The sequence below is a fragment of the Calothrix sp. CCY 0018 genome (assembly GCF_963920925.1).
Classification (GTDB): Bacteria; Cyanobacteriota; Cyanobacteriia; order Cyanobacteriales; family Nostocaceae; genus Rivularia.
Window position 1 is genome coordinate 149,953 of record NZ_CAWUDI010000001.1, and the last position, 26,838, is coordinate 176,790.

Annotated in this window: 22 protein-coding genes; 15 read left to right on the forward strand and 7 right to left on the reverse strand. The window is 37.4% G+C overall.

Annotation, left to right across the window (positions count from 1 at the left end):
* Window positions 1–395 precede the first annotated feature (395 nt).
* Together ACM03V_RS00660 and ACM03V_RS00665 are read left to right on the forward strand one after the other, a co-directional pair.
* Window positions 396–4,385, forward strand: coding sequence for a hypothetical protein (locus tag ACM03V_RS00660; RefSeq protein WP_414618815.1), 3,990 nt, complete (start codon window positions 396–398; stop codon window positions 4,383–4,385).
* A 354-nt stretch (window positions 4,386–4,739) separates the two neighbouring features.
* The gene (locus ACM03V_RS00665) at window positions 4,740–5,387 is read left to right on the forward strand and encodes a sugar transferase (protein WP_414618972.1); all 648 of its coding nucleotides are present in this window, start codon (window positions 4,740–4,742) and stop codon (window positions 5,385–5,387) included.
* 375 nt (window positions 5,388–5,762) lie between these two features.
* Here ACM03V_RS00665 and ACM03V_RS00670 read toward each other — a convergent pair whose 3' ends face one another.
* Entirely contained in the window at window positions 5,763–6,344 is a 582-nt protein-coding gene (locus ACM03V_RS00670) for a 5-formyltetrahydrofolate cyclo-ligase (RefSeq protein WP_414618973.1), read from the reverse strand.
* A gap of 89 nt (window positions 6,345–6,433) precedes the next feature.
* Here ACM03V_RS00670 and ACM03V_RS00675 point away from each other — a divergent pair, with 89 nt between their 5' ends.
* The 3 genes from ACM03V_RS00675 (at window position 6,434) to ACM03V_RS00685 (ending at window position 9,058) form a co-directional block, all read left to right on the forward strand.
* Entirely contained in the window at window positions 6,434–7,357 is a 924-nt protein-coding gene (locus tag ACM03V_RS00675; RefSeq protein WP_414618816.1) for a helix-turn-helix domain-containing protein, read from the forward strand.
* 235 nt (window positions 7,358–7,592) lie between these two features.
* Window positions 7,593–8,573, forward strand: coding sequence for a Rieske 2Fe-2S domain-containing protein (locus tag ACM03V_RS00680; protein WP_414618817.1), 981 nt, complete (start codon window positions 7,593–7,595; stop codon window positions 8,571–8,573).
* Window positions 8,574–8,644: 71 nt separating this feature from the next.
* Complete coding sequence (locus ACM03V_RS00685; RefSeq protein WP_414618818.1) at window positions 8,645–9,058, forward strand: GNAT family N-acetyltransferase; 414 nt, start codon at window positions 8,645–8,647, stop codon at window positions 9,056–9,058.
* A 49-nt stretch (window positions 9,059–9,107) separates the two neighbouring features.
* On the opposite strand, the gene ACM03V_RS00690 is transcribed toward ACM03V_RS00685, so the two are convergent.
* From ACM03V_RS00690 to ACM03V_RS00705, 4 genes are all read right to left on the reverse strand, one after another.
* Entirely contained in the window at window positions 9,108–10,064 is a 957-nt protein-coding gene (locus tag ACM03V_RS00690) for a GDP-L-fucose synthase family protein (protein WP_414618819.1), read from the reverse strand.
* 95 nt (window positions 10,065–10,159) lie between these two features.
* On the reverse strand, window positions 10,160–11,239 hold the full coding sequence (gene gmd, locus ACM03V_RS00695) for a GDP-mannose 4,6-dehydratase (protein WP_414618820.1): 1,080 nt from the start codon (window positions 11,237–11,239) through the stop codon (window positions 10,160–10,162).
* A gap of 666 nt (window positions 11,240–11,905) precedes the next feature.
* The gene (locus tag ACM03V_RS00700) at window positions 11,906–12,637 is read right to left on the reverse strand and encodes a sugar transferase (RefSeq protein WP_414618974.1); all 732 of its coding nucleotides are present in this window, start codon (window positions 12,635–12,637) and stop codon (window positions 11,906–11,908) included.
* A 111-nt stretch (window positions 12,638–12,748) separates the two neighbouring features.
* Window positions 12,749–13,900, reverse strand: coding sequence for a glycosyltransferase (locus ACM03V_RS00705; RefSeq protein WP_414618975.1), 1,152 nt, complete (start codon window positions 13,898–13,900; stop codon window positions 12,749–12,751).
* Between the two features lie 507 nt (window positions 13,901–14,407).
* On the opposite strand from ACM03V_RS00705, the gene ACM03V_RS00710 reads away from it, so the two are divergent.
* Entirely contained in the window at window positions 14,408–15,346 is a 939-nt protein-coding gene (locus ACM03V_RS00710) for an NAD-dependent epimerase/dehydratase family protein (RefSeq protein ID WP_414618821.1), read from the forward strand.
* Window positions 15,347–15,522: 176 nt separating this feature from the next.
* On the forward strand, window positions 15,523–16,737 hold the full coding sequence (locus ACM03V_RS00715; RefSeq protein WP_414618822.1) for an FAD-dependent monooxygenase: 1,215 nt from the start codon (window positions 15,523–15,525) through the stop codon (window positions 16,735–16,737).
* A 633-nt stretch (window positions 16,738–17,370) separates the two neighbouring features.
* On the opposite strand, the gene pgsA is transcribed toward ACM03V_RS00715, so the two are convergent.
* Window positions 17,371–17,904, reverse strand: a complete 534-nt coding sequence (gene pgsA / locus ACM03V_RS00720) for a CDP-diacylglycerol--glycerol-3-phosphate 3-phosphatidyltransferase (protein WP_414618823.1) — start codon at window positions 17,902–17,904, stop codon at window positions 17,371–17,373.
* A 177-nt stretch (window positions 17,905–18,081) separates the two neighbouring features.
* Here pgsA and ACM03V_RS00725 point away from each other — a divergent pair, with 177 nt between their 5' ends.
* From ACM03V_RS00725 to ACM03V_RS00750, 6 genes are all read left to right on the forward strand, one after another.
* Window positions 18,082–19,488 (forward strand): aspartate ammonia-lyase, encoded by a 1,407-nt coding sequence (locus ACM03V_RS00725; RefSeq protein WP_414618824.1) that lies wholly within the window; start codon window positions 18,082–18,084, stop codon window positions 19,486–19,488.
* A 172-nt stretch (window positions 19,489–19,660) separates the two neighbouring features.
* The gene (locus ACM03V_RS00730) at window positions 19,661–20,632 is read left to right on the forward strand and encodes a DUF362 domain-containing protein (RefSeq protein ID WP_414618825.1); all 972 of its coding nucleotides are present in this window, start codon (window positions 19,661–19,663) and stop codon (window positions 20,630–20,632) included.
* A gap of 921 nt (window positions 20,633–21,553) precedes the next feature.
* Window positions 21,554–21,820, forward strand: a complete 267-nt coding sequence (locus ACM03V_RS00735) for a hypothetical protein (protein WP_414618826.1) — start codon at window positions 21,554–21,556, stop codon at window positions 21,818–21,820.
* Between the two features lie 530 nt (window positions 21,821–22,350).
* Window positions 22,351–22,860 carry an inorganic diphosphatase gene (locus ACM03V_RS00740; RefSeq protein ID WP_414618827.1) on the forward strand — a complete coding sequence of 170 codons (510 nt, stop codon included), beginning with the start codon at window positions 22,351–22,353 and terminating at the stop codon, window positions 22,858–22,860.
* A 69-nt stretch (window positions 22,861–22,929) separates the two neighbouring features.
* Window positions 22,930–23,319, forward strand: a complete 390-nt coding sequence (gene panD / locus ACM03V_RS00745; RefSeq protein ID WP_414618828.1) for an aspartate 1-decarboxylase — start codon at window positions 22,930–22,932, stop codon at window positions 23,317–23,319.
* Window positions 23,320–23,324: 5 nt separating this feature from the next.
* Window positions 23,325–24,227, forward strand: a complete 903-nt coding sequence (locus ACM03V_RS00750) for an MBL fold metallo-hydrolase (RefSeq protein ID WP_414618829.1) — start codon at window positions 23,325–23,327, stop codon at window positions 24,225–24,227.
* Window positions 24,228–24,265: 38 nt separating this feature from the next.
* Here ACM03V_RS00750 and ACM03V_RS00755 read toward each other — a convergent pair whose 3' ends face one another.
* The gene (locus ACM03V_RS00755; RefSeq protein WP_414618830.1) at window positions 24,266–24,724 is read right to left on the reverse strand and encodes a phosphate-starvation-inducible PsiE family protein; all 459 of its coding nucleotides are present in this window, start codon (window positions 24,722–24,724) and stop codon (window positions 24,266–24,268) included.
* A 262-nt stretch (window positions 24,725–24,986) separates the two neighbouring features.
* Between ACM03V_RS00755 and ACM03V_RS00760 the strand changes: the two genes are divergently transcribed.
* A complete protein-coding gene (locus ACM03V_RS00760) occupies window positions 24,987–25,406 on the forward strand; it encodes a ubiquinol-cytochrome c reductase iron-sulfur subunit (protein WP_414618831.1) in 420 nt (139 codons plus the stop codon).
* A 379-nt stretch (window positions 25,407–25,785) separates the two neighbouring features.
* Window positions 25,786–26,724, forward strand: coding sequence for a LysR family transcriptional regulator (locus ACM03V_RS00765; protein ID WP_414618832.1), 939 nt, complete (start codon window positions 25,786–25,788; stop codon window positions 26,722–26,724).
* Window positions 26,725–26,838 lie beyond the last annotated feature (114 nt).

Here is a 26,838-nt window from a genome sequence, read left to right on the forward strand (position 1 = left end):
AAAATACCTTTGATATTGATTGTCATAGGCTTCGGGTATAAACAAATATTCGCGACTCGCTACTGGCTACTTTTAGAATATCCCCTTGTCCCCTACTGCGTACTTACTCGGTTAATAATACTCAACTTAAATGATTTTTGCTAACCTTTAATTTTTAAATGTTTGGGCGTAATATCGCGACAGCTTAGTTGTTATTACTATACTTAGATGAACATAACCATATTCGTATTATTCTCTTGACAAACAAGAAAGCCTACCTGATAGATCATATCGGGCTAGTAGTTGTAAATTGATTGGATTCACTAACGTTTTGCAGTGCTACGTTCGTCATTACACCTGTAAAGTTCACAAAAAGGAAAATTAACGTGACTCCCCGCGCAAACCAAATCCAAAGTATGATTGCAGATATTGATAAATTACTTGCTCACAAAGGTAAGCGGTTGTGGGGGGTGATTTCTTCTCAAGAAGAACCACGTGAAGTTTTACAACGGGTTCGGGATTTCCTCGCAAATGAAAGCGAAGGTAGTGCCAATAGTTCTTCACAAGCACAAATACCTCCTTTGGTAGCAAAATTCATGGAGGAAGGACACAATAGTGAAGACTTACAACAGCCACAATCAACTGATAATCTGCTTTCTGAGTTAATACAGCCGCTTAAATTAGAATTAAAAACTTTATATGAAGAAAGAGCCAATTTGGTTAGCGAAATCCGTGACTTGGAAAAAAAGCGACTACATGATTATTCTCTAGCGCAACAGTTGGCTTCTCAAGAGAAAATAATTTCCGAATTCATGCAGGTGCTACAAAGTCGCTTGCAAGATAATATTGTAGTCGGAAATTCTGTATCATCGTTTGATGGTAGTGCTGATACCACGATTAGGAAGGCTCTCCCTGCTTCTAGCGATCGAGTAGATTCTGGGCGGGTAGAAAATTTAACAAAATTAACCAACGATTTAGACCAACGTTTGGTCGCTTTAGATGGTACGGTAAATGTTGTTTTTGAAGGATTACAGCGCAACATTCACGCTTATCATGATTCCTTATCCCAAGCATTATCAAGAATGCATTATAAGGGAGTACAAGGAGAGCAGCTACTAGAAAGTTTTATTAAGAATGTTGCTAATCTCTCACCTGCTCAAATTAACTCAGCGGAATTCATCAAGCAAGCAACAGATGACATCACCGTCGAGACTATTGATGCTCAAAGTGTTGAATCAACTCAAATTAATAATCAAACTAATAGTCAATTAAAACAAGATTTTCAACCTGTTGAAAGCGATAAAATTAAAAATGTTGAATACAATCAAGATACTAACGATAATTTAGTTACTCCCGACGAAACTATTGATAATATTGAATTCTCTCAAGCTCAACAGAGTTCAGATGATTCTTCTAGTACCTTTGATTTAGAAAAAATTATTTCCCAACTTGAAGAAGATTCTGTCAGCGAAGATTTAAGTGAAGCAAGCAATCAACTATTAGAACCGGATAATTCTGTCAGCGAAGAGTTAAGTGAAGCAAGCAATCAACTATTAGAACCGGACAATCATTTAGAAGTAGAGTTTCCAGAAAAAAGAGAACAAGAAAGAGAAGAAAAACAAGAAACAGAAAAAAAAGAACTAGTCGAAGAAGATGCTTTTGATTCTCCCGAAAAAATGCAAGCAGTATTGACTGAGTTGAAAAAATCAACATCTCAGGAAGAATTACCAGCAGATATTTTTTCAGACAATGAAGACGAAGTTGATGAACTTTACGCTAGCTTATTCGATAGCGATCGGACTACTACCTCCAATCCTCAACCTCCACAGCAAGTTATAACTCAAGCAATTGACGTGGAAAATCTTGCCACATCTGCTGACACATCCACAGAAATTGATTCGCAGTTACTACAAACACCCATAGAAGAAGAAAAAGAAGTTGTTTCATCAGAAGTAGTTTTTGAATATGTTCGCGAGTCATCAACAGAAGAGCGATCGCCAATAACAGATCCTTGGAATGGTGATAATAAAGATTCAGCCGCCGATAGTGAATCTACTATTGAATCTACACAAAATCCACCACAGTTAAATCAAGCTGCTGCAAAAACCTATAAACGGAAAACACAAGCTGCAAGTGAAGATACAGTTACAACACTTACAGAACTTTTGTTTGAAGAAGAAGCAGCAACAGAAGTAGCATCGGAAGAAATTGTTACACCAGTTGAAGCGCCCTCTGAACAAGAAACCGCTACACCCGAAGTACAGCAAGAAGTTGCGGCTCCAGCAGAACAAGAAGCTACGACACCAGAAGCCGTTATTCAACCAACTTCAGATCAACCACAGTTAAAGGAAATTAGCCTTCGGGCTACTTCCCTTCGTCAACCAGATAAAAATGAAGAAGCGATTACTGAAGCGACTACCGAAACTAGTACCTTAGATTCACTCCCCCAAACCGAAAAAACTATTGCTCCAGACGAAGAAAACTCGCAAGATAATTCTTCATATGTTACCAGTACCGAAATTCCTTCCATAAACTCCAGCCATACCGTTTGGTATTTGGGACTAGATATAGGCACCACCGGGATTTCCGCTGCATTGTTAAATCGTTCCACAACAGAAATACATCCGATTTACTGGGCACAGGAAAACCAATCCCAAACAAATTCTCAAAATCGAAATTTCCGTTTACCTGCTGAAGTTTATCTTCCTAAAACTTCTATTAGCCAAGATAAAGGGGATTGTGCCGAACAAAATATTTATTCAGCATATTTAAAACCATATTTACCAATTTCCCTTCCTTACAAAAGCATTTCAGAAACGGCTTCAAGCGAAGTACGTCAAAAATGGGAACCAATACTGCAACTTAACGAATTCTCCGCAGTTCCCTTAGTCTGGATTATACGTTCCCTTTCAAAATTGCTATTAACTTTAAAATCTGATTCTAATAGCACCACTTTGGGATTAACCGCTACTGCAATCCGTATTGAAAAAGAGCAATTTAGCAACATCATTAATAACATAGCCGGTATAATTTGTACTTGCCCTTCCGAGTGGTCAGAACAATATCGCTTTAATATCCGAGAATCATTACTTATTTCTCAATTAGTAGAACATCCCCAGCAAGTCTTTTTTGTCGAGGAAGCTATAGCCAGCTTACTAGGGGAACTTGAAGGTGCTAACGGTGAAATAGTTAAACTAGTACAAAACGAAAATTACGCTCCCGTAATCACGAGCGATCGCCATCTTACAGGCAATACTTTAGTCATCAATATCGGAGCCAGTGCCACCGAAATGACATTAGTAGATATACCTGAAGACTTGCTAGATTTATCACACAATGAGTTCATGCTCCACGGCTTTACCTGCGGTGGAAAAGCAATGGAACAAGACATAATCACTCAATTACTGCTACCCGAAAAATGGCGCAAATCTCGTAACTCTCAATCCGAAGAGCCGAATATTGACAATAATCCCTTACATTGGAAACCAAATATTCCCGGCTTAGATAAAGTACGTTTTTCCAGCTTAGAATTAGAACAATTAGAACTACCTCGTGCTGGCGAACCGGATATCAGTCAACGCATTCGCTTACAGCAAAGACTCGAAAGCTCACCTTTGGGTAAAGCCCTATTAGATGCAGCGATCGCCCTAAAATTAATTTTGCAGCACCAAGAATCTTTCCTGATCGAACTAGCTGATCAAAGATGGGAATTGCAGCGAAGAGATTTAGAATCTCAAGTATTTGTCCCGTTTGTGCGCCGCATCAACCGCGAACTAAATAAACTATTAGTAGCACGCGGTATACCCACAGAAGCCATCAATCAAATTATTCTTAGCGGTGGAGTTTCATCCATAAATGCAATTAGTCGTTGGCTACAGCAAAAACTTCCCAGCGCCAAAATTATTCAAGAAAAATATCTCGGAGAAAACGGCACTCCCGCAACTTCCCGCGTTGCACAAGGATTATGCCTGCTGCCGCTACATCCTTTAGTATTGGAAATTCCCAGACAACAATACACCGATTATTTCTTATTTACCGAATTACTGCGATTAATACCAGAAAAAGCCACCACCTTCGGTGAAGTAATCGGGCTATTTGAATCCCGTGGCATCAACACTCGCAGTTGTCAGCAACGTTTATTAGCCTTTTTAGAAGGAGAAATACCACCAGGTTTAGTACCAAGCAGTCAAGATATGCAGTGGCTAAACAAAAGTTCCGTACAAAACTCCAACTACAAATCAATTAGCGCATCGCCATTATTTGACAAACAAGGAAGTCTTTCCTACCGTCCCAACCTACGACAATTGCAGCATTTACGCAATTACCTTGACGCAATCAAAGCCAGCGCCCATCAGTCTTTGGAAGAACCCTATACTGTTAATTTTGCCGTGGGAGTCAGGGAGTAAGGGTTCGGGGGTTCGGGGGAGATGGAGAGATAAGGAAACTTTTTTAGAGGGGGAGAATAAATAATCATTACCAATTACCAATTACCAATTACCCATGCCCCATGCCCGATTCCCAATTCCCAACTCTTAACTGCCTTACATATTTTGCGTACAAAAATTATAAAAAATACGTAAATTTTATAATTATGGGATGTGATTAGAAGATTGTGTGAATTTGGCTTTTTTACTTACACTTACGCAAAGAAGTTATTTATATTAGCACTGAGAATCCTTGAAAATAAGTAATAGTACGTAAACATGGTTTTCAACATTACTTCTGCACCAGAACGTGCTAAGAATCTAGACTTGGTTTTAATGAGTCCGCCCGAATCATTTGGTTTGAGTTATCAATTGACTCATCCTTCGCAAACAAGTATCGCTAAAAGATTGATTGACATAGTAGGGGCAATTGTTGGATTGATGATAACTGCTGCGATCGCGATTCCAGTCGCAATTGTCAGTTTATTGGATAATCCCGGCCCCGTGTTTTACAGCCAAATTCGCTGCGGTCATAATGGAAAGGCTTTCCGTATATGGAAATTTCGTTCCATGATTAAAGATGCCGACAAACTCAAACATTTAGTCAAGAACGAAGCCAGCGGTCATATATTCAAATGTACAGAAGATCCACGTATAACCCGCGTGGGTAAATTTTTGCGTCGTACCAGTTTAGATGAACTACCTCAATTTTGGAACGTACTAAAAGGTGAAATGAGTTTAGTAGGAACTCGTCCACCAACTCCCGATGAGGTAATTAAATATCAACCACATCACTGGGAAAGATTGCGAGTCAAGCCCGGAATGACCGGAGAATGGCAAGTTAACGGACGTTCGGGCATCAAAGATTTTGAAGATATAGTCAAAATGGATTTAGACTATCAGCGTAAGTGGTCTATATCTTACGATTTATTTTTGATATTTAAAACAATTTGGGTCGTGTTCAACAAAAGTGGTGCTTGTTAAATTAGTTTTGTATTGATGGTTGTGATTTATTTTTGGCTTTGATAGAAACAATAGTTGCCTTCTGTGCTGTTAGTAAGGAGAACGACAAAATTATAAATATTCAGGGTTATACCACCTTCTATGAAATTTTGCTCAAATTTGACCCTTTAGTCTCCTTAGTTATTAGGAAGATTCGGGGGTCACTTTAATTTTGGATTTTGGATTTTAGATTATCCTACTTATCTCATGTTAAAACAAAAATAATCTATGTATTCCAAATTACTCATAAAATCATAAAGCCGTATTTTTAGTGAGAAAAACCGGCGGTTATATAAATTGTGTTGGTGAAAATTGTAACAAAATAGTTTTTCAGATATTTATAGCTCAATGCCAAAGTCAGTTTATTAAACCAGTTTCCGTACAAATATTATCCAACTTTTTATCCCAAGCTTCTACAGGTACTTGAGGTAAATAAGCGTTTGCAAACACAATACCGATTGTTGGAATTAATTCCCATTCTGGAGAACTTAACAAACGGTCATAATATCCCCCACCGTAACCCAAACGATAGCTCTGATAATCGCAAGCAACGCAAGGAACTAGAATTAAATCGACTTTATGGGGTTTAATTATTAGTGCATCGGGTGTTGGTTCCTTAATCCCATATTTACCAGTTATTAATTTATCTTTAGCCTTCCAAATATGCCAAATTAAGGATTTATCAACGCAGCGAGGAAATCCCCAATTTTGTGTATTAGTTAGTGTATCATCCAAAAATAAATAACTTAAATCCGGTTCTTGTCGAAAGCTAAAATAAGCAAGTACCGTTTTAGCATTGGTAAATAAATTTGAATTGGAAATATTTTTACAAATAGCTTGACTTTTTGTCCGCCATTCTTCTTCTGAGAGAGATTGACGCTGTTTTATAATATTTCGACGTAATTCTGCTTTTTCTGATTTATTTTTGGTGGGATTCATCATTTTTTCAGGAAATTGATTTGTCGAAGCTTTGAATAATTTTATAGTATAAAAAAGTTAGTTTTTGCTTTTAATCTTTAAATTTTAATATGAATCATAACTCATTACAGTCCCTTTCAATAGATTTTAATCAAGACAAAGAAGGAGCTTATAAAAAAGTTTTTCAACGCTCTCCTTTGGTTTCTAGTCAATCTGTAGGCTGGGATAACCTTAGTATTATCTACGACAGACAGCCAGCAATCGAATTACCCAAAACTTCTTTAAAACAGCATTGCATTGGAATTTTGACCGATATCCCATCAACCATTCAAACAGACAGAATAATTGATGGACGTTTCGTAGAAGAACATAATATCCAAGGAGATTTAATAATTGTTCCTGCTAACACAACTCATCAAGCAGCATGGTATGGGGAAGGAGCTTCGGTTGCTATCGCGATAGATCCTACAGTTTTTGCTCAAACTATTTACGAAGTAGTCGATCCAGAGAGAATTGAACTTTTACCGCAGTTTGCAACTCCAGATCCATTTGTTTACCAAATAGGAGTAGCGCTTAAATCGGCTTTATTAAAACATGGTACCAGCAGCCGTCTTTATGCCGAAACTTTAATTAATGCGCTCATCATTCACTTATTAGAAAATTATTCAACCACTCGTCAAAACTCTTTTGAACCGATAGCCGGAACATTACCTAAATATAAATTACAGCAAACAATTGATTACATTCATGCTTGTCTCGATAGCGATTTAAGCTTGAATAGAATAGCAGCTTCCGTGCAAATGAGTCCCCATTATTTTTCCCGACTATTTAAAGAAACTACAGGATTCACACCCCATCAATATGTAATTAATTGTCGCATCGAACGAGCTAAAGATTTATTGAAGCAGGGAAAACTATCTATTGCCGAAATAGCAAAAGAAGTGGGTTTTGTAGATCAAAGTCATCTCCACCGCTGTTTTAAACGATATGTTGGTATTACTCCAAAGACTTTTTCACAACAATATAGAAGTTAGGGAATAGAATAAAAACGAATTTAAACATAGCAAATAGCAAGAATATCCAAAAATCGGAATAATTTACAAGCTAATTTCGGCACATTTTTTAATACTTTTTATTAGAGGACTTTTAAGGAAGTTAAACTTGACATTAGTCCACGCAGGTGGACTAATGTCAAGTTTAGACGCGGTTTCAACCGCCAGATACTTAAAAAAATCCTCTTAAAACAATTATTAAAATCCATCACTAATCATGAAAACAGAAACCAAAACCCAAATGTTAGAAGGTGCCCCTTGGCTATTGGCGCATAAATCGATGCTGCAAAGAAATAAACCATATAAAATATCTCTTTACGGTAAAGACTATGTAATTTGGAAGGATAGCAACGGAAATATTCAAGCTCTACCAAATATTTGTCCTCATATGGGAGCAATGTTATCGGAAGGGTGGTGTGAAGCGAAATCAGATGGCACAAGTGAAATTGTTTGTCCGTTTCATGCCCTAAAATTTGATCGCGATGGCTGTACGATTTTACCGGGAACAGATAAAAAAACCTTATCTCAAATGCAGCCTTTAGAATTAATGATTAAAGATGATTTTATTTGGAGCTATGGCGATTATAAACCTCAAATTCCCATTCCCGATATTTTAGATAAAATTGCTCAAGAATACGAATTTATCGGCTATACGGCAGATACTAGCGTCAAAACAAATTTGCTATCGATGCTGTTAAATATGCACGATTATAATCATCAAAATGGTACCCATCGTGATTTATTTGAAATTACTGAAGTTAGATTTGAGAAGTTTATTGATAATGGCTATCATTCCGAAGCTTTTTTCAATGCTCCTACTGCACCTAAAACTTTGTGGGAAAAGCTCAAGCAACCCAAGCAATTTTTACTTCCTGATGTAATTGAAGCTCACTTAGAAAACTATTTTCCTTCCTTAGTTATTTTTCATGGTGATAACTATGCAGGGAAACTTGCTCAATGCCATCTTTTTGTTCCAGAATCATTAACAAACACTCGAACCTATATTTTATTATTTGCGAAATTAAACAATTCTTTAGCCAGATTATTAAAAAAGCAATTTTTAGGCTTAAGTAAAACAGTAGTAGAACAAGATGCAGATATTTTACATAAAATTTACCCTAATGCACCGCAAAAAATAAAGTTAAATAATGAAGTTGGGATGGATTGGGTTAAACGTAACTTTGAAAGTTGGAAATAATCAGCCCTAAAATAGTACTGCTAGCAATATGCCCGCACTATTGATAATTTTAATTTTTATAAGTCAAATCGATGAATCAAAATAATATCGAATACAAACAAACGCGCAATTTATCTATCGATGATATTTTAAATCTTTATAACGCTAATAATTGGTCGTCAGCAAAAAAACCGAACGAACTATACAATGGTTTAATGAATTCTCATTCACTCGTAACAGCTTGGGATAAAGAAAAATTAGTAGGCTTAGTAAATTCAATTACCGACTGTTATTTAGTTGTTTATTACCCGCATTTATTAGTTATACCGAAATACCAAAAACAAGGTATCGGTTTAAATTTATTAAAAATAATTACTAAACAATATCAAGAATTCCATCAACAGATATTAGTTGCAGAAGCTGAAACTGTTGATTTTTATCATAAATGCGGTTTTCGCAAAGCAGGTGATACGCAAGCAATGTGGATTTATCAAGGAGAAAATTAGAAATATACATCCCTCTCCTTAATAAGGGGAGGGAAAAAGGGTGAGGTTTCTACGCTACAGGTTGATCTGCATTTTCACGCCACCATTTAACAGTATTTTTCAAACCTTCTTTGAAGCCTACTTGAGCGGTGAAATCAAATTCTTTCTTGGCTCTTTCGGTATCCAAACAGCGGCGAGGTTGTCCGTTTGGCTTATCAGTTTGCCATACAATTTCACCGTTAAATTCCATGACTTCGCAAATTGTAGTAATCAAATCACGAATGGAGATTTCATAACCAGTTCCTAAATTAACTGGCTCCAAACCATTGTAAGATTGAGTACCCATTACAATACCCCGCGCTGCATCTTCAGAATATAAAAACTCGCGGGTAGGGCTGCCATCACCCCAAACAGGAATCTCTTTGTCTCCTCTCTCTTGGGCTTCCTGAACTTTACGAATTAATGCCGGGATAACGTGAGAACTTTTAGGATCGAAGTTATCTTCCGGGCCATATAAGTTTACTGGTAATAAATATATTCCGTTAAAACCGTACTGCTGACGGTAAGCCTGTAACTGGACTAATAAAGCTTTTTTAGCAATACCATAAGGTGCGTTGGTTTCCTCTGGATAACCATCCCAAATGTCATCTTCCTTAAATGGTACGGGAGTAAACTTGGGATAAGCGCAAATGGTGCCTACACAAGTAAACTTTTCCACACCAGCAAGATGGGCAGCATGAATCAACTGGGTTCCCATCATCAAGTTGTCGTAAAACAACTCGGCAGGTTTTTCACGGTTAAGTCCGATACCACCAACGTGAGCGGCTAAGTGAATTACGATATCTTGTTGATCGACTGCACGCTTGCAGTTTTCCATCACGCACAAGTCGTAATCTTTAGAACGAGGTACAGTAATTTTATCTTGTTCTGCACCTGCTTTAATCAGTTGCGAAACTACCTGACGACCTAAAAAGCCCGCACCACCAGTAACTAAAATTCTTTTATTCTTTAAGTCTAATGCGCTCATATTTTTTTCGTCCTTCAAGGTATTAAAAGTATTAAGCAATCAAAATAATTAAGCCAGCTCTTCTTTAATAAAAGATAATCGCTGGCTGTATAAATTTACATATGTAGTGCGCCCAATTCCTGACGAATCATCGCATTATCTTTAATTGCCTCGCCTACTTTATCACCAGGGGAAGTTAAACCCAAAGCTTGTAAATCTGCTTCTACCATCAAAGCAACTAATTGTTCAAAAGTTACAGATGGAGTCCAACCCAACTCTGTTCTAGCTTTAGTAGAATCTCCAATCAACAAGTCTACTTCCGCAGGACGTAAATAACGCTTGTCAAATTCTACATACTCTTGCCAATCAAGATTTACGTAATTAAATGCTAATTCGAGGAAGTCGCGTACAGAATGAGTTTCGTTTGTTGCAATTACATAATCGTCGGGATGTTCTTGCTGCAACATCATCCACATTGCCCGCACGTAATCTTTTGCGTAACCCCAGTCTCTCTTGGAGTCTAGATTACCCATGTAAATGCTCTTCTGCTTACCAGCAACAATCCGAGCAACCGCTCTAGTAATTTTGCGAGTTACGAAGGTTTCACCGCGCCGGGGTGATTCGTGGTTAAACAAAATACCATTACACGCGAACATATTATAAGATTCACGGTAATTAATGGTTTGCCAATGGCTGTAAACCTTAGCACAAGCATATGGGCTACGTGGGTAAAAAGGAGTTGTTTCCTTTTGCGGTACTGCCTGTACCAAACCGAACATTTCTGAAGAACCAGCTTGATAAAAGCGCACTTCAATCCCAGTACGCTGCTGATAGTCGCGGATTGCTTCTAACAAACGTAGAGTTCCCATTCCTACAGCATCCACCGTGTATTCAGGTGAATCAAAACTTACTCTTACGTGGGATTGAGCGCCCAAATTGTAGATTTCTACAGGTTTAACTTCTTCGAGAATGCGGCGTAGCGTCGTACCATCAGTCAAGTCACCGTAGTGAAGAAATAACTTTACCCCTTCTCTGTGAGGATCTTCATATATGTGGTCGATACGGTCTGTATTAAACGTAGAAGTACGGCGAATAATACCGTGTACTTCATAACCTTGTTCTAATAAAAATTCACTTAGATAAGAACCATCCTGTCCGGTAATACCAGTAATCAACGCTCGCTTTTGTTGGGTCATTCTCTACTATTCCTTATATTTTTTAGTCAAATTAATACATGTACCCCGGATATAAGCTAACAAGAATACACTTAGTTGCCCAATGGGAAACCTACGAGTTTTATTTAAGTAATATTTCGTTAGACTAGGTAAAAATGCTGACTTGCGTTTTTTTAGGTAAACCCTTCAAACGGTAACGAGAGATTAATTCTGTTTCCAGTATATTTTTTCAATCTTCATAAATGCTTCATATATTTGATAGCTTTATAAAGATTAAATTATTTTTTTATAAATGATTTTAAATCTACATTAAATCTACATTTTTGCCAAAGTGCAAATAGAAACCGAATCAAGATACGTATTTTTACTATGCAAAGAAAATACTCCGTAGCAATTTTGTAAAAGTATTATTTGTAACGGATTAGCTGCACTTATTCGGGTTAGAATAGCATTAACTAAGCAAATTAAATAATCTTTTAATTAAATAGCTAGCTCAATTATATCTAATATAAAAGTGCGATTAGCGTTACTCTAACGAGTCGTGCCGCGCTGTAGCTTGCGTCACCCGGAGGGTGATACGCGCAGCTTGTCCCCTTGGGATTCAGCTAGATGCCTTGGACATATCGCGCTCATCATAAAATAGGGGCAATCAAGCTGCCCCGAAAAATCAAAAATCGTGCCTTATTTTTAATAAGCTCCGTTATCTGTTGGTATAACAACAACAGCAATTGTTTTCAAAATAATCCATAAATCTAGCCAAAAATTTCTACATTTTACATAGTACAAATCTATCTGAACTCTCCTTGGATAAGGTATGTCATTGCGTCCAGAAACTTGCCACAATCCGGTTATTCCGGGTTTAATAGTCAAAATCTCATTGATATGACACCCGTATTTTGGTAATTCTTCTGCTACTAAAGGTCGAGGTCCGACAACACTCATATCCCCTTTAAGAACATTCCAGAACTGAGGAAATTCATCTAAACTGGTAATTCGCAAGAACTTACCGATAGTAGTAATTCTAGGGTCTTTTTTCAGTTTAAAATTACTCTTCCATTCTTGTTGGAATTGGGGCGATGTTTCCATTATCTGTATCAAAACTTCATCGGCATTGCTCACCATTGTGCGAAATTTAATACAATTAAACCGCTTGTAATTTTTCCCAACTCGTTCCTGAATGTAAAAAATAGGCCCATGCGAGCTTAAAGCTATCAACAAAGCCAGAATTAAATAAACAGGAGCAAACAGAATTAGTACTAACAGGGAAAAGATTATATCGAACAGTCGCTTAGCTTTCTCTCCGTTTAAAGCTTTTTCATAAAAACCAAGGGGTTTGAATTTTGGCTTCTGTTTTTTGTAACCGCGTTTAAAGAAAGTACGCGCAATTTTACCGGAGAGGAGTGAGGTCTGTGCCGTCATCATACTCCTTACAATCCACACCACACATAGTCCCAATCTTAAAGCTTACAGAAGCTTTTCAAAGTGCTTGGGAAGCAAATTTACTTTATCGTCTCATTCCTATGTTAAAAATCAAGTTACTATTTTCCTTTTATTATTATTTTCCTCGCACTGATGGACAAAATTTAGATAACGAGAAGCAAACATTTGCTTTGAGAATTGAGCAGCGTGCTTTCTAGCATATTCTGGATTAAATTTTCCAGCTTTTGCTTCAAAAGTTTCCACCGCTTCGATTAAAGATGCTTCCGTTTGCTGTTGGAAAAATATACCCGTTCCCGTATCACCGTGAGTACGAATATCCCGCACCGTTTCCAAAGCTCCACCAGCACCATAGGCGATCGCCGGAGTACCGCAAGCTTGTGCCTCGACTAAGGCAATACCAAAATCTTCACAAGCAGCATACACAAAACCTCGGGCACTAGCCATATATTTTTTTACCATATCGTCTGGCTGCCATCCTAGTATCTTGATATTAGGTTCGGCTATTTTAATAATTTTATCCATATCAGGTCCGATACCAATTATTACCAAAGGCTTTCGTAATTTATTAAAGGCTTTAACAATTAAAGTTACTTGCTTATAACTTACTAACCGGGAAACGGTAACGTAAAAATCTTCTTTTTGAGATAAAAACGGAAACTCTTCGGTATTTACGGGTGGATATATAATTTGTGCGTCTCTTCTATAACATCGCCAAATTCTGCGTGCGGTATGAGCGCTATTGGCAATAAAATAATCGACTCGATTGGCGCTGACAACATCCCATTGCCTTAAACGATGCAGTATGTAGCGCGTTAACCATCCTGCCATACCTGTTCCTAGTTTGCTTTCTCGAAGATAATCAAAAGTTAAATCCCAAGCATAACGCATCGGACTGTGGCAGTAACAAATATGCAATTGGTCGGGAGTCGTTAAAATCCCTTTAGCAACGGCATGGGACGAAGAAAGAATCACATCATGCTGCCGTAAATCTAGTTGTTCAATAGCCAATGGCAGTAATGGTAAGTATTTTTGAACACCTTTTTTAGCTACAGGTAAATACTGAAGAAATGTTGTGCTAATTTGACGTTTATATAGATAACTTTCCGGATTACTAGACTCAAAATCAATGAGAGCATACAGTTGGGCATCAATATGATTCAAAATTTCTCGAACTACGAGTTCCGAACCACCTGTTGCCTCGGGTGTAAGCCACTCATGCACCAAAGCATACTTTGAAGGCACAGCTAACATTTATAAATTAGGTCAAAGGTCAAAAGGTTTAAGGTTATGCCTGAAATTAAACGGGACTACAAAACTAACTAATAATTACTAAAAAAGAAGATTAATTAAGCATTGAGACATAAAGTAGGGTTTTGATATCTAAAGCGTATATACACACATATCCGGATGAAGATAACTCAAACCCCCATGCCCAAAATTTTCAGATTGACATCCTTCTAGCTCCTGGTTTTTTCTTAACAATCCGAAATTTTTGCTTTTCGACAATATTGCGTCCCTTTGCGCGAACAAGCATGGTACATAAGCAGCAAAAGATGTAGTGTATGTGAGAACATCAAGTATAAAATTTTCCCGTTTTTTGAATTAAACGGAAAGTTAATAACCCTTGTGGTGACTATCTTTCCACAATAAAAGTTCCCCCGTAGTTACCCAATCCTGATAATCTCAAATAAGGATATCGAAGATATTTCAAGTATTGTGCGAACAAGTAGCAGATATAGCGGGGGTTCTATGCGAATTTTAATTATGGGAGGCACTCGATTTATCGGTGTTTACCTGACTCAACTATTGGTAGCTGAGGGACATGATGTAGTATTGTTCAATCGCGGCAACCGTCCTTTACCAGTTAAGAACGTCACGCACCTCTGTGGCGATCGCACTGACGCAAACCAGTTAAAAGAAAAGTTAAAAAACGAAAATTTTGATGTCATTTTTGATAATAACGGACGCGAACTTACCGATACTCAACCATTAGCAGAAATTTTTCAAAACCGCTTGCAGCATTTCGTATACATGAGTTCTGCTGGAGTTTACCTTAAATCTGACTCTCTACCTCACATAGAAGGAGACGCAGTAGATCCTAAAAGTCGTCATAAAGGTAAACATCATACCGAAAGTTTCCTTGAAGCTCGGGACTTTCCTTTTACCTCAATTCGTCCCACCTATATTTATGGGCCACAAAATTATAACGATTTAGAAGCTTGGTTTTTTGACAGAATTACCCGCAATCGTCCGCTTCCCATTCCCGGTAACGGATTACATATTACACAGCTAGGGCACGTCAAAGACTTAGCCAAAGCAATGACTCAAATTATCGGCAACTCTCAAGCAATCAAACAAATTTACAACGTTTCGGGAAATCGTTACGTCACTTTTGACGGTTTAGCCCGTGCTTGTGCAGTAGCTGCCGGTAAATCTCCCGACGACATTCAAATCGTGCATTACGAACCCAAAAAGTTTGATTTTGGCAAACGTAAAGCCTTCCCCATGAGAATGCAGCACTTCTTCGCATCGGTTAACAAAGCCATGACAGAATTAGATTGGCATCCAGATTACGATTTAGTTTCTGGATTAAAAGACTCATTTAAAAACGATTATTTGCCATCCGAACGAGATAAAAAAGAAATTGATTTTTCAATTGACGAGGAGATATTAAAAGCAGTAGGTTAAATGGTTAACTAACTTGTAGGTTGGGTTAGACACGAAAACCAAATTGAATATAAATTAAATTTGTCACCAAAATCTTTATTATCGTGTCATAACCCAACATCATAAATATAAAAGTTTGTAGTAAGGAATTTATTCCTTATTAACTATTCCTAATTCCCCATTCCCAATTCCAAACCATGAAAAAAGTAATAATCGCAGGAGGTGGCCCCACAGGTGTAACACTTGCCTTAATGCTCGTACAGCGTGGTATTGCAGTCACATTAGTTGAAGCAGCTTCCGACTTCCGGCGAGTGTTTCGTGGCGAAGGATTAATGCCAAGTGGTTTAAATGCTCTGTCGGAAATGAGATTATCGGAAATACTTGAAAAAATTCCTTACCGACAACTCGATGCATGGGAATTTATTTTAGGTAAAAAACCGTTATTTAAAGTTGATGAACCAATAGAAGCAGATACTCAACCGTGTACTTTAGTTTCTCAACCACCTTTACTTGAAGCATTAATTTTAGAAGCTCAAAAATATAATCATTTTGAGTTTATCCAAGGAGTAGCCGTTAAAGATTTACTAAAAATTGATAACCGCGTAACAGGTGTTAAATTAGCAGACGGAAGAGAAATTGCAGCCGACATAGTAATTGGTGCAGATGGGCGTAATTCTATCATTAGACAACGTGCAGGATTAAAATTAGAGCGACAGCCAACAAGCATGGATATGCTTTGGTTTAAATTAGCTGCAAATCCTCGTTTTTTAGAAGAAAATATATTTACTGCCATTGGAGACGGTGAAAATGCATTTGCAGTATTTCATGGAGTAGAAGCGGGAAAATTACATCTTGGTTGGAGTTTAACTGATAGTAAAAATACTGCAAATAGTAGCGATAAAACAAAAGTTGAATGGGCACAAATGTTTGCATCAATATCACCTTCGTGGTTAGCAGAACATTTTATCAACCATGCAGAATCTATCGAAAAACCCATCAAACTATCAGTTGTAGTAGGTCTTTGTCCATCTTGGCATACTCCGGGAGTTTTACTTTTAGGTGATGCCGCTCACCCCATGTCTCCCATTCGCGCCCAAGGGATTAATGTTGCCTTACGCGATGTAATTGTAGCAGTAAATCATCTCGTACCCGCCTTACTTGCAGAAGCTGAAAACGAAGAAATTGATCGGATATTCTCACAAATTCAGCAAGAAAGAGAACCAGAAATTATTCGCATTCAACAGCTTCAGAAAGAAGAAGGTAGGCAACATGAATTATTGCCCAAAAATCTATTTTTACGAAAAATTGTTTTTAGATTAGCTCGTTTAGTTAATAAAGCAATTCGTTTATCTTGGATACAGAGACAGAAGAAAATGCGTCAAGGTGTGACTCGGGTTCAATTGGAAGTTTAAATAAATATGGTAATTGGTAATTAGAAAAAGTTAGCTTGTAGGTTGGGTTAGACACGAAAATCAATTTAATTTGTGACGAAAAGCTTTATTAATCGTGTCGTAGCCCAACATCACGATTGTGAATAAACAAGCAATATATGTTACGACATCAAAATATCTTGTTGTTGATAAATTGAAAATTGCGTAACCTATCATGACGATATTTGATGATTATCATAATATTATTTTAAAAGCCTCATTCCGCCAGAGAATGTAATTCTCTGTCTCATAGCAAAAGTCCTCAGAAGAGAATTAGTAAATCTGTTGCTATGAAATATAAATAGTTAGTAGGTGGAGCATCTTGCTCCCTAATGTACGCGCAGCTCCGCTAGAAGCTCGCACTACAAAAAAATAAATTTACACATTTGGGATGCTCCTTAGTAGGTTGGGTTAGACACGAAAATCAATTTAATTTGTAACGAAAAGCTATATTAATCGTGTCGTAGCCCAACATCATGATTGTTGACACGGGAATGAATCCCCAAGTCAGATATTTATATTCTTCCAAAGTAAAAATTTACTCAACCTGTAGCTGAGTTTTTAACTCTAGCATTGGCTGTATTTTCCAATCGCTACGGGTTGCTGTTTTCGGATTCATTCCGCAGCTACTTGATTATCTTCTGCTGTCTTTTGCGGTAAAAGATAAATCGCACCACTAATCAAAGTCAAAGCTACAGATACCCAAAAAGCAACCAGAGAAGGTAATTCCCATTCTGGAGATAAAGGAGCAATCAAAAGCGCGATCGCGATTATTTGAGTTACAGTTTTTAGTTTTCCCCAAATATTCGCACCGCTGATTTTCGGTTGACTAACTCGCCAACCAGCAATCGCTAATTCCCTTCCTAATATCAGAAATACTCCCCACGCTGGAATTTGCCCCAACTCAATCAAAGAAAGTAGAGGAGCAAGCACCAGCAATTTATCTACTAATGGATCGAGAAATTTGCCTAAATCGCTGACTTGGTTTAACTTCCTAGCTAAATAACCATCTAACCAGTCAGTACAAGCAGCAACTACAAAAATCGTAAAACAGATCCATCTTGCTTGGGATGTAGGATTTTGCAAACCGTAAATAATAAACGGTATTCCTAAAAGACGAGAGAAAGTAATCAAGTTTGGGAGAGTCATTCGATTTTGGATTTTGGATGTTGGATTTTGGATTTTGAATTAAGACGACGGGAGTTAGGAGTTAGGGATTGATAATTGATAATTGTTCCCTACTCCCTAATTAAGAATTAATAATTACTAATATCTATTATTCACGCTAACTGGTAACTGTTAACTGATGACTGTTAACTGATTATTATGACCGATCAACAATTTCGTACTGAGAGCGATTCAATGGGCGATCGCCAAATTCCGAGTAGCGCTTATTACGGTATTCAAACGCTGCGAGCTATGGAAAACTTCGCTATCAGCGGCATTAAGCCTTTACCTACTTACGTGGATGCCTGCATCATCATCAAAAAGGCTACAGCAATTGTGAATGGTGAATTGGACTGCATACCTCAAGATGTCAGTCAAGCTATTGTAAAAGCTGCTGATGAAGTACTAGCGGGTAAGTTTCGCGATCAGTTTGTTGTGGATGTTTACCAAGCAGGTGCCGGTACTTCTCATCATATGAATGTCAATGAAGTACTAGCAAATCGCGCTTTAGAAATTTTAGGAGACGAGAAAGGTAACTATAAGCGGGTAAGCCCCAACGACCACGTTAACTACGGCCAGTCTACCAATGATGTGATTCCCACCGCAATTAGAATTGGTGGAATATTGGCTCTATCGAAGACGTTGTATCCGGCTTTAGATAATGCAATTAATGCTTTAGAAGAAAAAGCGACGGAATTTAAAGATATTGTAAAGTCTGGTCGGACTCATTTACAAGATGCAGTGCCCGTGCGTTTAGGCGATACTTTTGCTGCTTGGGCGCAGATTCTCAGAGATCATCGAAATAGAATTAATAGCGCTGCTGCGGATTTAGCCGTGCTGGGTTTAGGAGGTAGTGCAGCGGGTACGGGGTTAAACACCCATCCCCGATATCGGGTAAGTGTGATTAAAATTATTTCAGGACTAGTTAATTCTCCTTTGAAGGAGGCAACCCATCTTATGGCTGCAATGCAAAGCATGGCACCATTCGTTAATGTATCCGGTGCTTTACGAAATCTGGCTCAAGATTTAGTCAAAATATCTCATGATTTGCGCTTGATGGATTCGGGACCAAACACTGGTTTCAAAGAAATTCAATTACCACCAGTGCAGCCGGGTTCCTCGATTATGCCTGGGAAATACAATCCAGTGATGGCTGAGATGACATCAATGGTGTGTTTTCAAGTAATGGGTTATGACACAGCTATTAGTTACGCCGGACAAGCAGGGCAATTAGAATTAAATGTCATGATGCCGTTGATTGCCTACGATTTTATTCACAGCATTCAAATATTAGGCAACACTGTTCAAGCATTGACTTCCCGCTGCATAAAAGGAATTACTGCTTTACCAGAACGTTGTTCGGCATATGCCGAAGCGAGTTTGGCATTAGTAACGGCATTAAACCCTCATATAGGATACCTTAATGCAGCAGCCATAGCCAAAGAATCAATCGAGACGGGAAAGTCTCTACGACAAATTGTACTAGAAAAACAGTTGATGAATGAAGAAGAATTAGCCAAAGTATTAAACCTGGAGCAAATGAGTACGATTGTCAGTGAACAGTGAGCAGTGAACAGTAACTCCTAACTCATAATTCCTAACTCATAACTCACAACTCTTAATCCAAAATCTAAAATCCAAAATCCCATAACTCCTAACTCCTATAACTCCTAACTCCTAACTCCTAACTCCTCTTAAGCTAAGCTGTGATAAAACCGCAGTGGGGAAAATTACATCAATGCAGACTCAAACACCATCTGTCAGTTTAATTAGGGCAACTTCTTATCAAGTGGAAGCATTAAGGGAATCTTTGGAAACCTTGCTCGAACCTTTGGGTGGAATCACAGCATTTGTTAAAAGTGGCGATCGCGTTTTACTCAAACCTAATCTGCTTACGGGTTCGCGTCCAACGGCGGAATGTACTACGCGCCCGGAAATGGTTTACGCTGTGGCGATTATGGTAATTGAAGCTGGTGGTAAGCCTTTTTTGGGAGACAGCCCTGCTTTTGGTAGCGCTAAAGGAGTAGCTTTGGCTAATGGATATGAAAGGATTTTAGAAGAACTCAATCTTCCCGTTATCGAGTTTCATGGTAAACGCTACGAAATCGTAAACGATAAGTTTAACCATTTGTTGCTATCCAAGGAGACGATGGAAGCTGATGTAGTCATCAACTTACCTAAAGTTAAGTCTCACGCACAATTGGTATTAACTTTGGGAGTTAAAAATTTGTTTGGTTGCGTACCGGGCAAAATGAAAGCTTGGTGGCATATGGAAGCGGGGAAAGATGCCAACCGCTTTGCAGAAATGTTGGTAGAAACCGCAAAGGCTATTAACCCTAATTTAACGATTATAGATGGCATTATCGGTCATGAAGGCAACGGCCCTAGCGGTGGCGAACCCCGTCCTTTAGGGATTTTGGGTTGTTCAACAGACGTATTTGCTTTAGATAGAGCGATAGTAGAAATACTAAATGTTCCTCCCGAACAAGTACCTACCCTTGCTGCATCAATGCGATTGGGAATTTGTCCGGAACTTAATGCGATCGAATTCGTCAGTTTACATCCCGACTTACTGCAAATAGATGATTGGCAATTGCCCTCGAAATATATGCCAATTGATTTTGGAATGCCCCGGGTAATCAAATCTACATTTAAGCATCTTTATATTCGATTTATCAAAGAAAAAATGAGCGCTCATAGCGAAAATTAAATCAATTGTTCAAAGCAGCAAAAATTATCGGCTATAGTGCAAACTTAGCTACAGCAATTTTTAGCAATAGCAGAGTAATCTGTAAATACCCTCCGATTGCTTAACCAGACCGCCCTATTTTAGTGGCGGTTTTTTTAGTCCGGATAATGATAATAAATTGTTACATTTAAGATGAATAACCTTTATCTAAGTTTTATTAAAAGAATATTTAATCATCCATAACCATCTGATAATTTTTCGGAAATCTTCCGGATATTAATAGCCTAAGATTGAGACATCCGTAACCGTAATATTAACCGTATTTATAATTATTTTTACTGATTTAAATATAAAGATTATTAACCAATAATGGTCACTTTCTGTTACTTAAAAACAAATTAAATTTACTGCATTATTGCGGTATAGAATTATTATCAAAGTATTTTATTGAGAGTATTTAGAAAATAAAAATTCTTGGGTGTAATCACTGATGATGATATAAAATATTTAAAGTATACTCAACTACTTTTAAGTATGAAACAAAAAATATTTATCTCTGAAAAAAGTTTAAAACTCTTACCCTATAATAATTTATCTTCCTATTGAAAGATGATATTGACCCGCTTTTAATTTAAAGTTAATATTAATGGATAAAAAATATGTATGTTTTATTGCATGATATTGAATGAATAGAAGCTGCAATTATAACCGCAAATACGCAAGTAGAAAGCGAGATTAGTTACAAGTAGTTAAATAAGATATTTCTCTATTACTTGGTATCAAGAGTTTCAGGTATAAAGAAATATATAAAGTAACTTCCAAAACTGATTTAAATTCTTAAAGAATAGAGAGTTTACGGTCAGAAAAAAAGCTAAAATAATAGCAACACTCTCATTCAAGAGAGATGTAGCAACTAATGATGTAAAGAGCTAAATAATTTATATGGATTCTAACAGTCAGTCTGCCAGTACAGAGGAATTACCTTCGCAACGTTTGGCAGACGTTGTAGGAACAGCGATTGCTATGTTAACTCTGACGCTACCTATGTTTGTAATTGGTCATTACTCTTCAGGCAGTGTTCAAGGTAATCGGCAACCACTAACCTATAATTTGCAAAAAACTGACAATGATGCAGAACTAATAAAAAGTGAAATTTCTTCTATTTATAAAATGAATAAAGACGCTTCGGGCTTATTGAATAAAAAATAATTTATTGTGCCGATTAACAGAAGTTTCTCTACTATGAAACTGATATTATCTCTCTACCTATAGTTGAGTATGAGAAAATATGAATGCGGATACGCACGAGAAAGATAGATATTTCTTGTGGCGCATACAACAGCGTTGTTTGAACTAATCGATTACAATGCAACAGCTTCAACGCTTTAATTCCTTTCAAGCTCCTAGCCTCATCGCTTTGCTTGAAATGTGAGTTCACAAAAGTTTTTTAAAGCAGTCTGCGTTAATTAGCTTCACTTTAGATATAAAGATGCTCTTGTTCTCAAGGGCATCTTTGTTTATTGTTTGTTAAAGAGAGAGGGGGAGATGGGGAGACAAGGGGAAATATTTATTTTCAACTCTTCACTCCTAACTCCTAACTCCTAACCCCCAACTCCTAACTGCTCATTGGTAACTGTTGCGACAAACTACTTTGGGATAAGTCCATATTGACCTAAAATTCTACACGGGAGCTAACAAACTCTCACCGATAATTAACTTTCTTCTTTAGGAGTAAATCTGTGGACTTATCCATTATCCCAGCCCAACCAAAACCCGGTTTGATAAACGTTTTAATTGAAATTACTGGCGGAAGTAAAAATAAATATGAATACGACAAAGATTTACAAGCTTTTACCTTAGATAGGGTGCTTTATTCATCGGTACAATACCCTTACGACTATGGTTTCGTTCCTAATACTTTGGCTGATGATGGCGACCCCCTCGATGGTATGGTAATAATGGATGAGCCAACATTTCCCGGTTGTGTAATTGCAGCACGACCCATTGGAATGTTAGAAATGATTGATGGTGGCGATCGCGATGAAAAAATTCTTTGCGTTGCCGATAAAGATCCGCGTTATGCTCACGTAAAATCTCTTAAGGATTTAGCTCCCCATCGACTTGAAGAAATCGCAGAATTCTTCCGGAGTTACAAAAACCTGGAGAAAAAAGTAACCGAGATTCTTGGTTGGCAAGATGTTGAGAAAGTTGCGCCATTAGTTGAGCAATGTATTAAAGCAGTCAAGTAGAAAACAACGCCAGTTTGACTACTAATTAAATTCAAGTTAAAATTTTTTCTCCCAAAACCTAATTGCCCAATGCACCGCACGCTTCTTTTCGCAAAAATTCACAATTGTACTCTCACCGAAGTTAATCCTAATTACGTGGGTAGTATCACCATAGACCAAATGCTTTTAGAGAAGGCTGGTATCTTGCCTTACGAGCAGGTGCAAGTGGTAAATGTGACTAATGGCGAACGCTTTGTTACCTACACAATCCCAGGTGTAGCTAATTCGGGAGCCATTGAGCTAAACGGGGCTGCGGCACGTCTGGGCATAAAAGGGGATCGGTTGATTATAATGTCTTACGGGCAGTTTACTTCGGAAGAAATCAAAAGTTTCTCTCCGACAGTTGTCATAGTAGACGACAAAAACAATTTGTTAGAAGTCCGACACTATGACGATCTGCTCGGCAAGACTATTATGTAGCAAAAATGTCACAGACAGAACCGTTGCGCCATCCTAAAGATGCCTTTCGTACAACAGAAAATTTAAAAGAAAACCAAGCCGATAAATTTTTAGTCAAATTTTGGGGAGTGAGAGGTTTAATTCCAACTCCAGGTGAAGAGACTAATCGTTATGGAGGTAATACAGCTTGTGTAGAAATGCAGGTTGGCACAAAAAATTTAATCTTTGACGGTGGTACTGGCTTGCGAGTATTAGGAAAATCTTGGTTGCAGCAACAGCAACAACTAGTAGCTCACTTGTTTTTCACCAACGCTCAAACCAACCGCATTCAGGGTTTTCCCTTTTTTGATTGTGCATTTGCACCGCAAAACTGCTTTCATATTTACGGTACCGCTGCTTCTAATGGCGCATCAATTAAACAATCGCTTGGCGATCAAATGCTGTTACCGCATTTTCCCTACCCCTTACAAGTCATGGATTCAAAACTGCAATTTTATAATTTGACTCCGGGTGAAGCGATCGCCATAGATGAGATTGCGGTACAAATTGGATTAATTAACAATCTCCAGAAATCTATTGGCTATAGAGTTACATGGAAAGAATATAGTGTTGCTTATATTACCGATTTACAGTCAGAAATAGAAGAGTTAGAGCAAGAAAGTCTAATGAAATTAATCCAAGGGGTAGACTTGCTAATTGCCAATCCCGATTACATTACCTCTAATTTTCGCGACTCGGAAACACCAATTGATTGCTACTCGCAGATTGCAATTGATTTAGCTCGTAAAGCTGATGTTAAACAACTTGTATTTTCCAATCATCATCCAAATGATAACGATGATTTTTTAGATAGAGTCCAAGCAGCGTTTAAAAATGAATTTGAGCAAGCATTTTTAGCACGTGAAGGTATGGTAATATCTCTCAATTGAAGCATTCAAAAAAAAATCACAAACAAAATCACAAACAATTAATTTCTACGGTTGCTGCGTCGGATAATCCAGTAACTTATTGATAAAGCAAAAACCGCCACTCCCAAACCAATAACTTGTATTCCCTCTGTATTTTTTAAATCTAGAATAATAATTTTTCTAGCTACAGCGATTAAAGAAGTACCAATCACCAATTCTACATGAATAACATTTTTTCTTAAATAAGCAGTAATATTCTCTAAAATTTCTAAAGCAATTAAAATATTTAAGAATAGTCCGAAAGTTGTAAATAAGTTTTCATTAAAACTAATCTCATTCAAATCCCACATTAATAATTTATGTATAATATGTATTCCTAAATCTACAATTGCAAACAATATTACTACTATCATAAAAATCGATAGCAGTTTAGCAACCAATTCTTCAATATTTTCAATTTGATGTAAAAAATTCTCATTTTGACTGTATTTACGAATTATTCTCAATAAATTCCTCATGCTTCATACCTTGCAATCAAAAGTTTAGGATCGGTTAGCCTGGTTGTGGAATGTGAAAGTAAATAAAATCAATTAAGGATCGGAAATAAAGCGAAATCATCTCTTAACACTATTTACCGCATTTATAACTATAAACAATTATTGGTCAATTAATAAATAAGAAATTAACCAGCGTAAAACACTACAATCAGAAATTCTTGCCTCAAACGACAACAAAATATAAAGTGTAAACTATCCTTAATACGTATCCGGAAGAGAAATCATGAACCGTCGTAGCTTTTTAAACTGGGTTGGAATAGGTTGGATAGCAAGTAGTTTACCCATAGCTATAGCAGCTTGTTCTTCAAAGGAAACAGAGCAAAGCACCTCAGAATCTCAAGAATGGCAAGAAGTTGGCAATGCTGATGAATTAAAGACTAATGGTAAATTACTTGCAAAAAATACATCTGTAGGAGAAGTATTATTAGTTAAAACTTCAGTTCCTGGCGATTTAGTTGCGGTGAATGCTATCTGCACTCATGCAGGTTGTACTGTAGAATGGAAAGCCGATAAAAATAAATTTGTTTGTCCCTGTCATGGTTCTGAATTCGGTGTTGCTGGTAAAGTTGAAAAAGCACCAGCGACAACACCTTTAAAAACTTATGCTGTCAAAACCGAAGGCGATAAAGTTTTAATTCGATAATTATGGTTCTTCCGTACTAATTATGCTAATTAATTAGTCGTAGGACAGGGAATAGGGAATAAGGAACAGAGAACAGGTAAAAAATACGGTATTAGTAAAACATATTAGCTAGGTCGCCTATTAATATGAAACAACCAAACCTATTTTATTTATCTATAGACTTGATTCGCAAAAATAATTGATGTTTTCTTAATAAAAATATATTAGTAAAAACTCACTCCAATACCGTAAGTCAACAGTAGTAATCTAAGATTAGAAACATATATAATTTTATTTAGAATAGATGTCAAAAATATATATGTAACAGAAGTTACGAAAAAAGAGAGAAGAAGTACGTTAAGTTAAATTTGTTATAAAAATAACGGTTAGCTACTTAAAAATGCGGCTAGAACAGTTGCAAGCCTTCTTGGCGATCGCCGAGAGTGGCAGCTTTCAGAAAGCAGCGTACAAATGTAGTGTTACCCAATCTACAATTAGTCGCCAAATTCAAGCATTAGAGGCAGATTTGGGCTTTGAATTGTTTCACAGAACCGCTCAGTCAAAATTGACGCTGGCGGGTGAAACTTTACTGCCTCGCGCCCGTAAAATTTGTGTAGAGTGGCAAACTGTAAAGCAAGAAATAACAGATTTAATCGCAGGGAAACAGTCAGAACTTTGTATTGCTTGTATTCCCTCAGTATGTGCTTATTATTTTCCACCTTTATTACAATTATTTTGCAAAGAATACCCCGATGTACAATTACGGGTAACATCTTTAGGTAGCGATAGGGCATTAAAAGTTCTCAAAGATGGACTAGTTGATTTAGCAATTGTAATGAACAATCGTTTTCTTACCACAAGTAAAGAAATGGTTGTCGAAACACTTTATGAAGAACCTATAGAAGTATTGATCTCAGTTAATCATCCATTAGCTGAATATGAATGCATTCCTTGGGGGGAATTAATTCGCTATCGACAAGTGATTTTTAAAGAAGGTTATGGAATGCAGCGTTTGGTACAAAGCCAATTTGACCAAACCCAGACATTGCTTAAATCAGCTTTAGAAGTAAATACCTTAGATGCTTTCCGGGGAATAGTACGTCAAGGAGAATTAATCGCATTATTACCAAGTTCGGCATTAATTGAAGCACGTACAGATCCCAGCCTTGCGATTCGTCCTTTTGTGATTAACAACAATGGTTCTACCGTCCACAGTACATCCTTAACTCGCCAAGTAGTAATAGTAACAACTCAAGACCGCTTACAAATTCCTCCTATACAACATTTTTGGCATCTAGTCACCCAAGAAATTCCCAAACAAATTAACAGTAAGCAGTGAGCAGTTAGGAGTTAGGAGTTAGGAGTTAGGAGTTAAGAATTAGGAGTTAATTGTTAATTGTTTTTCCCCTTGTCCCCTTGTCTCCCCATCTCCCCCAGGGTGTTAATTCAAAAA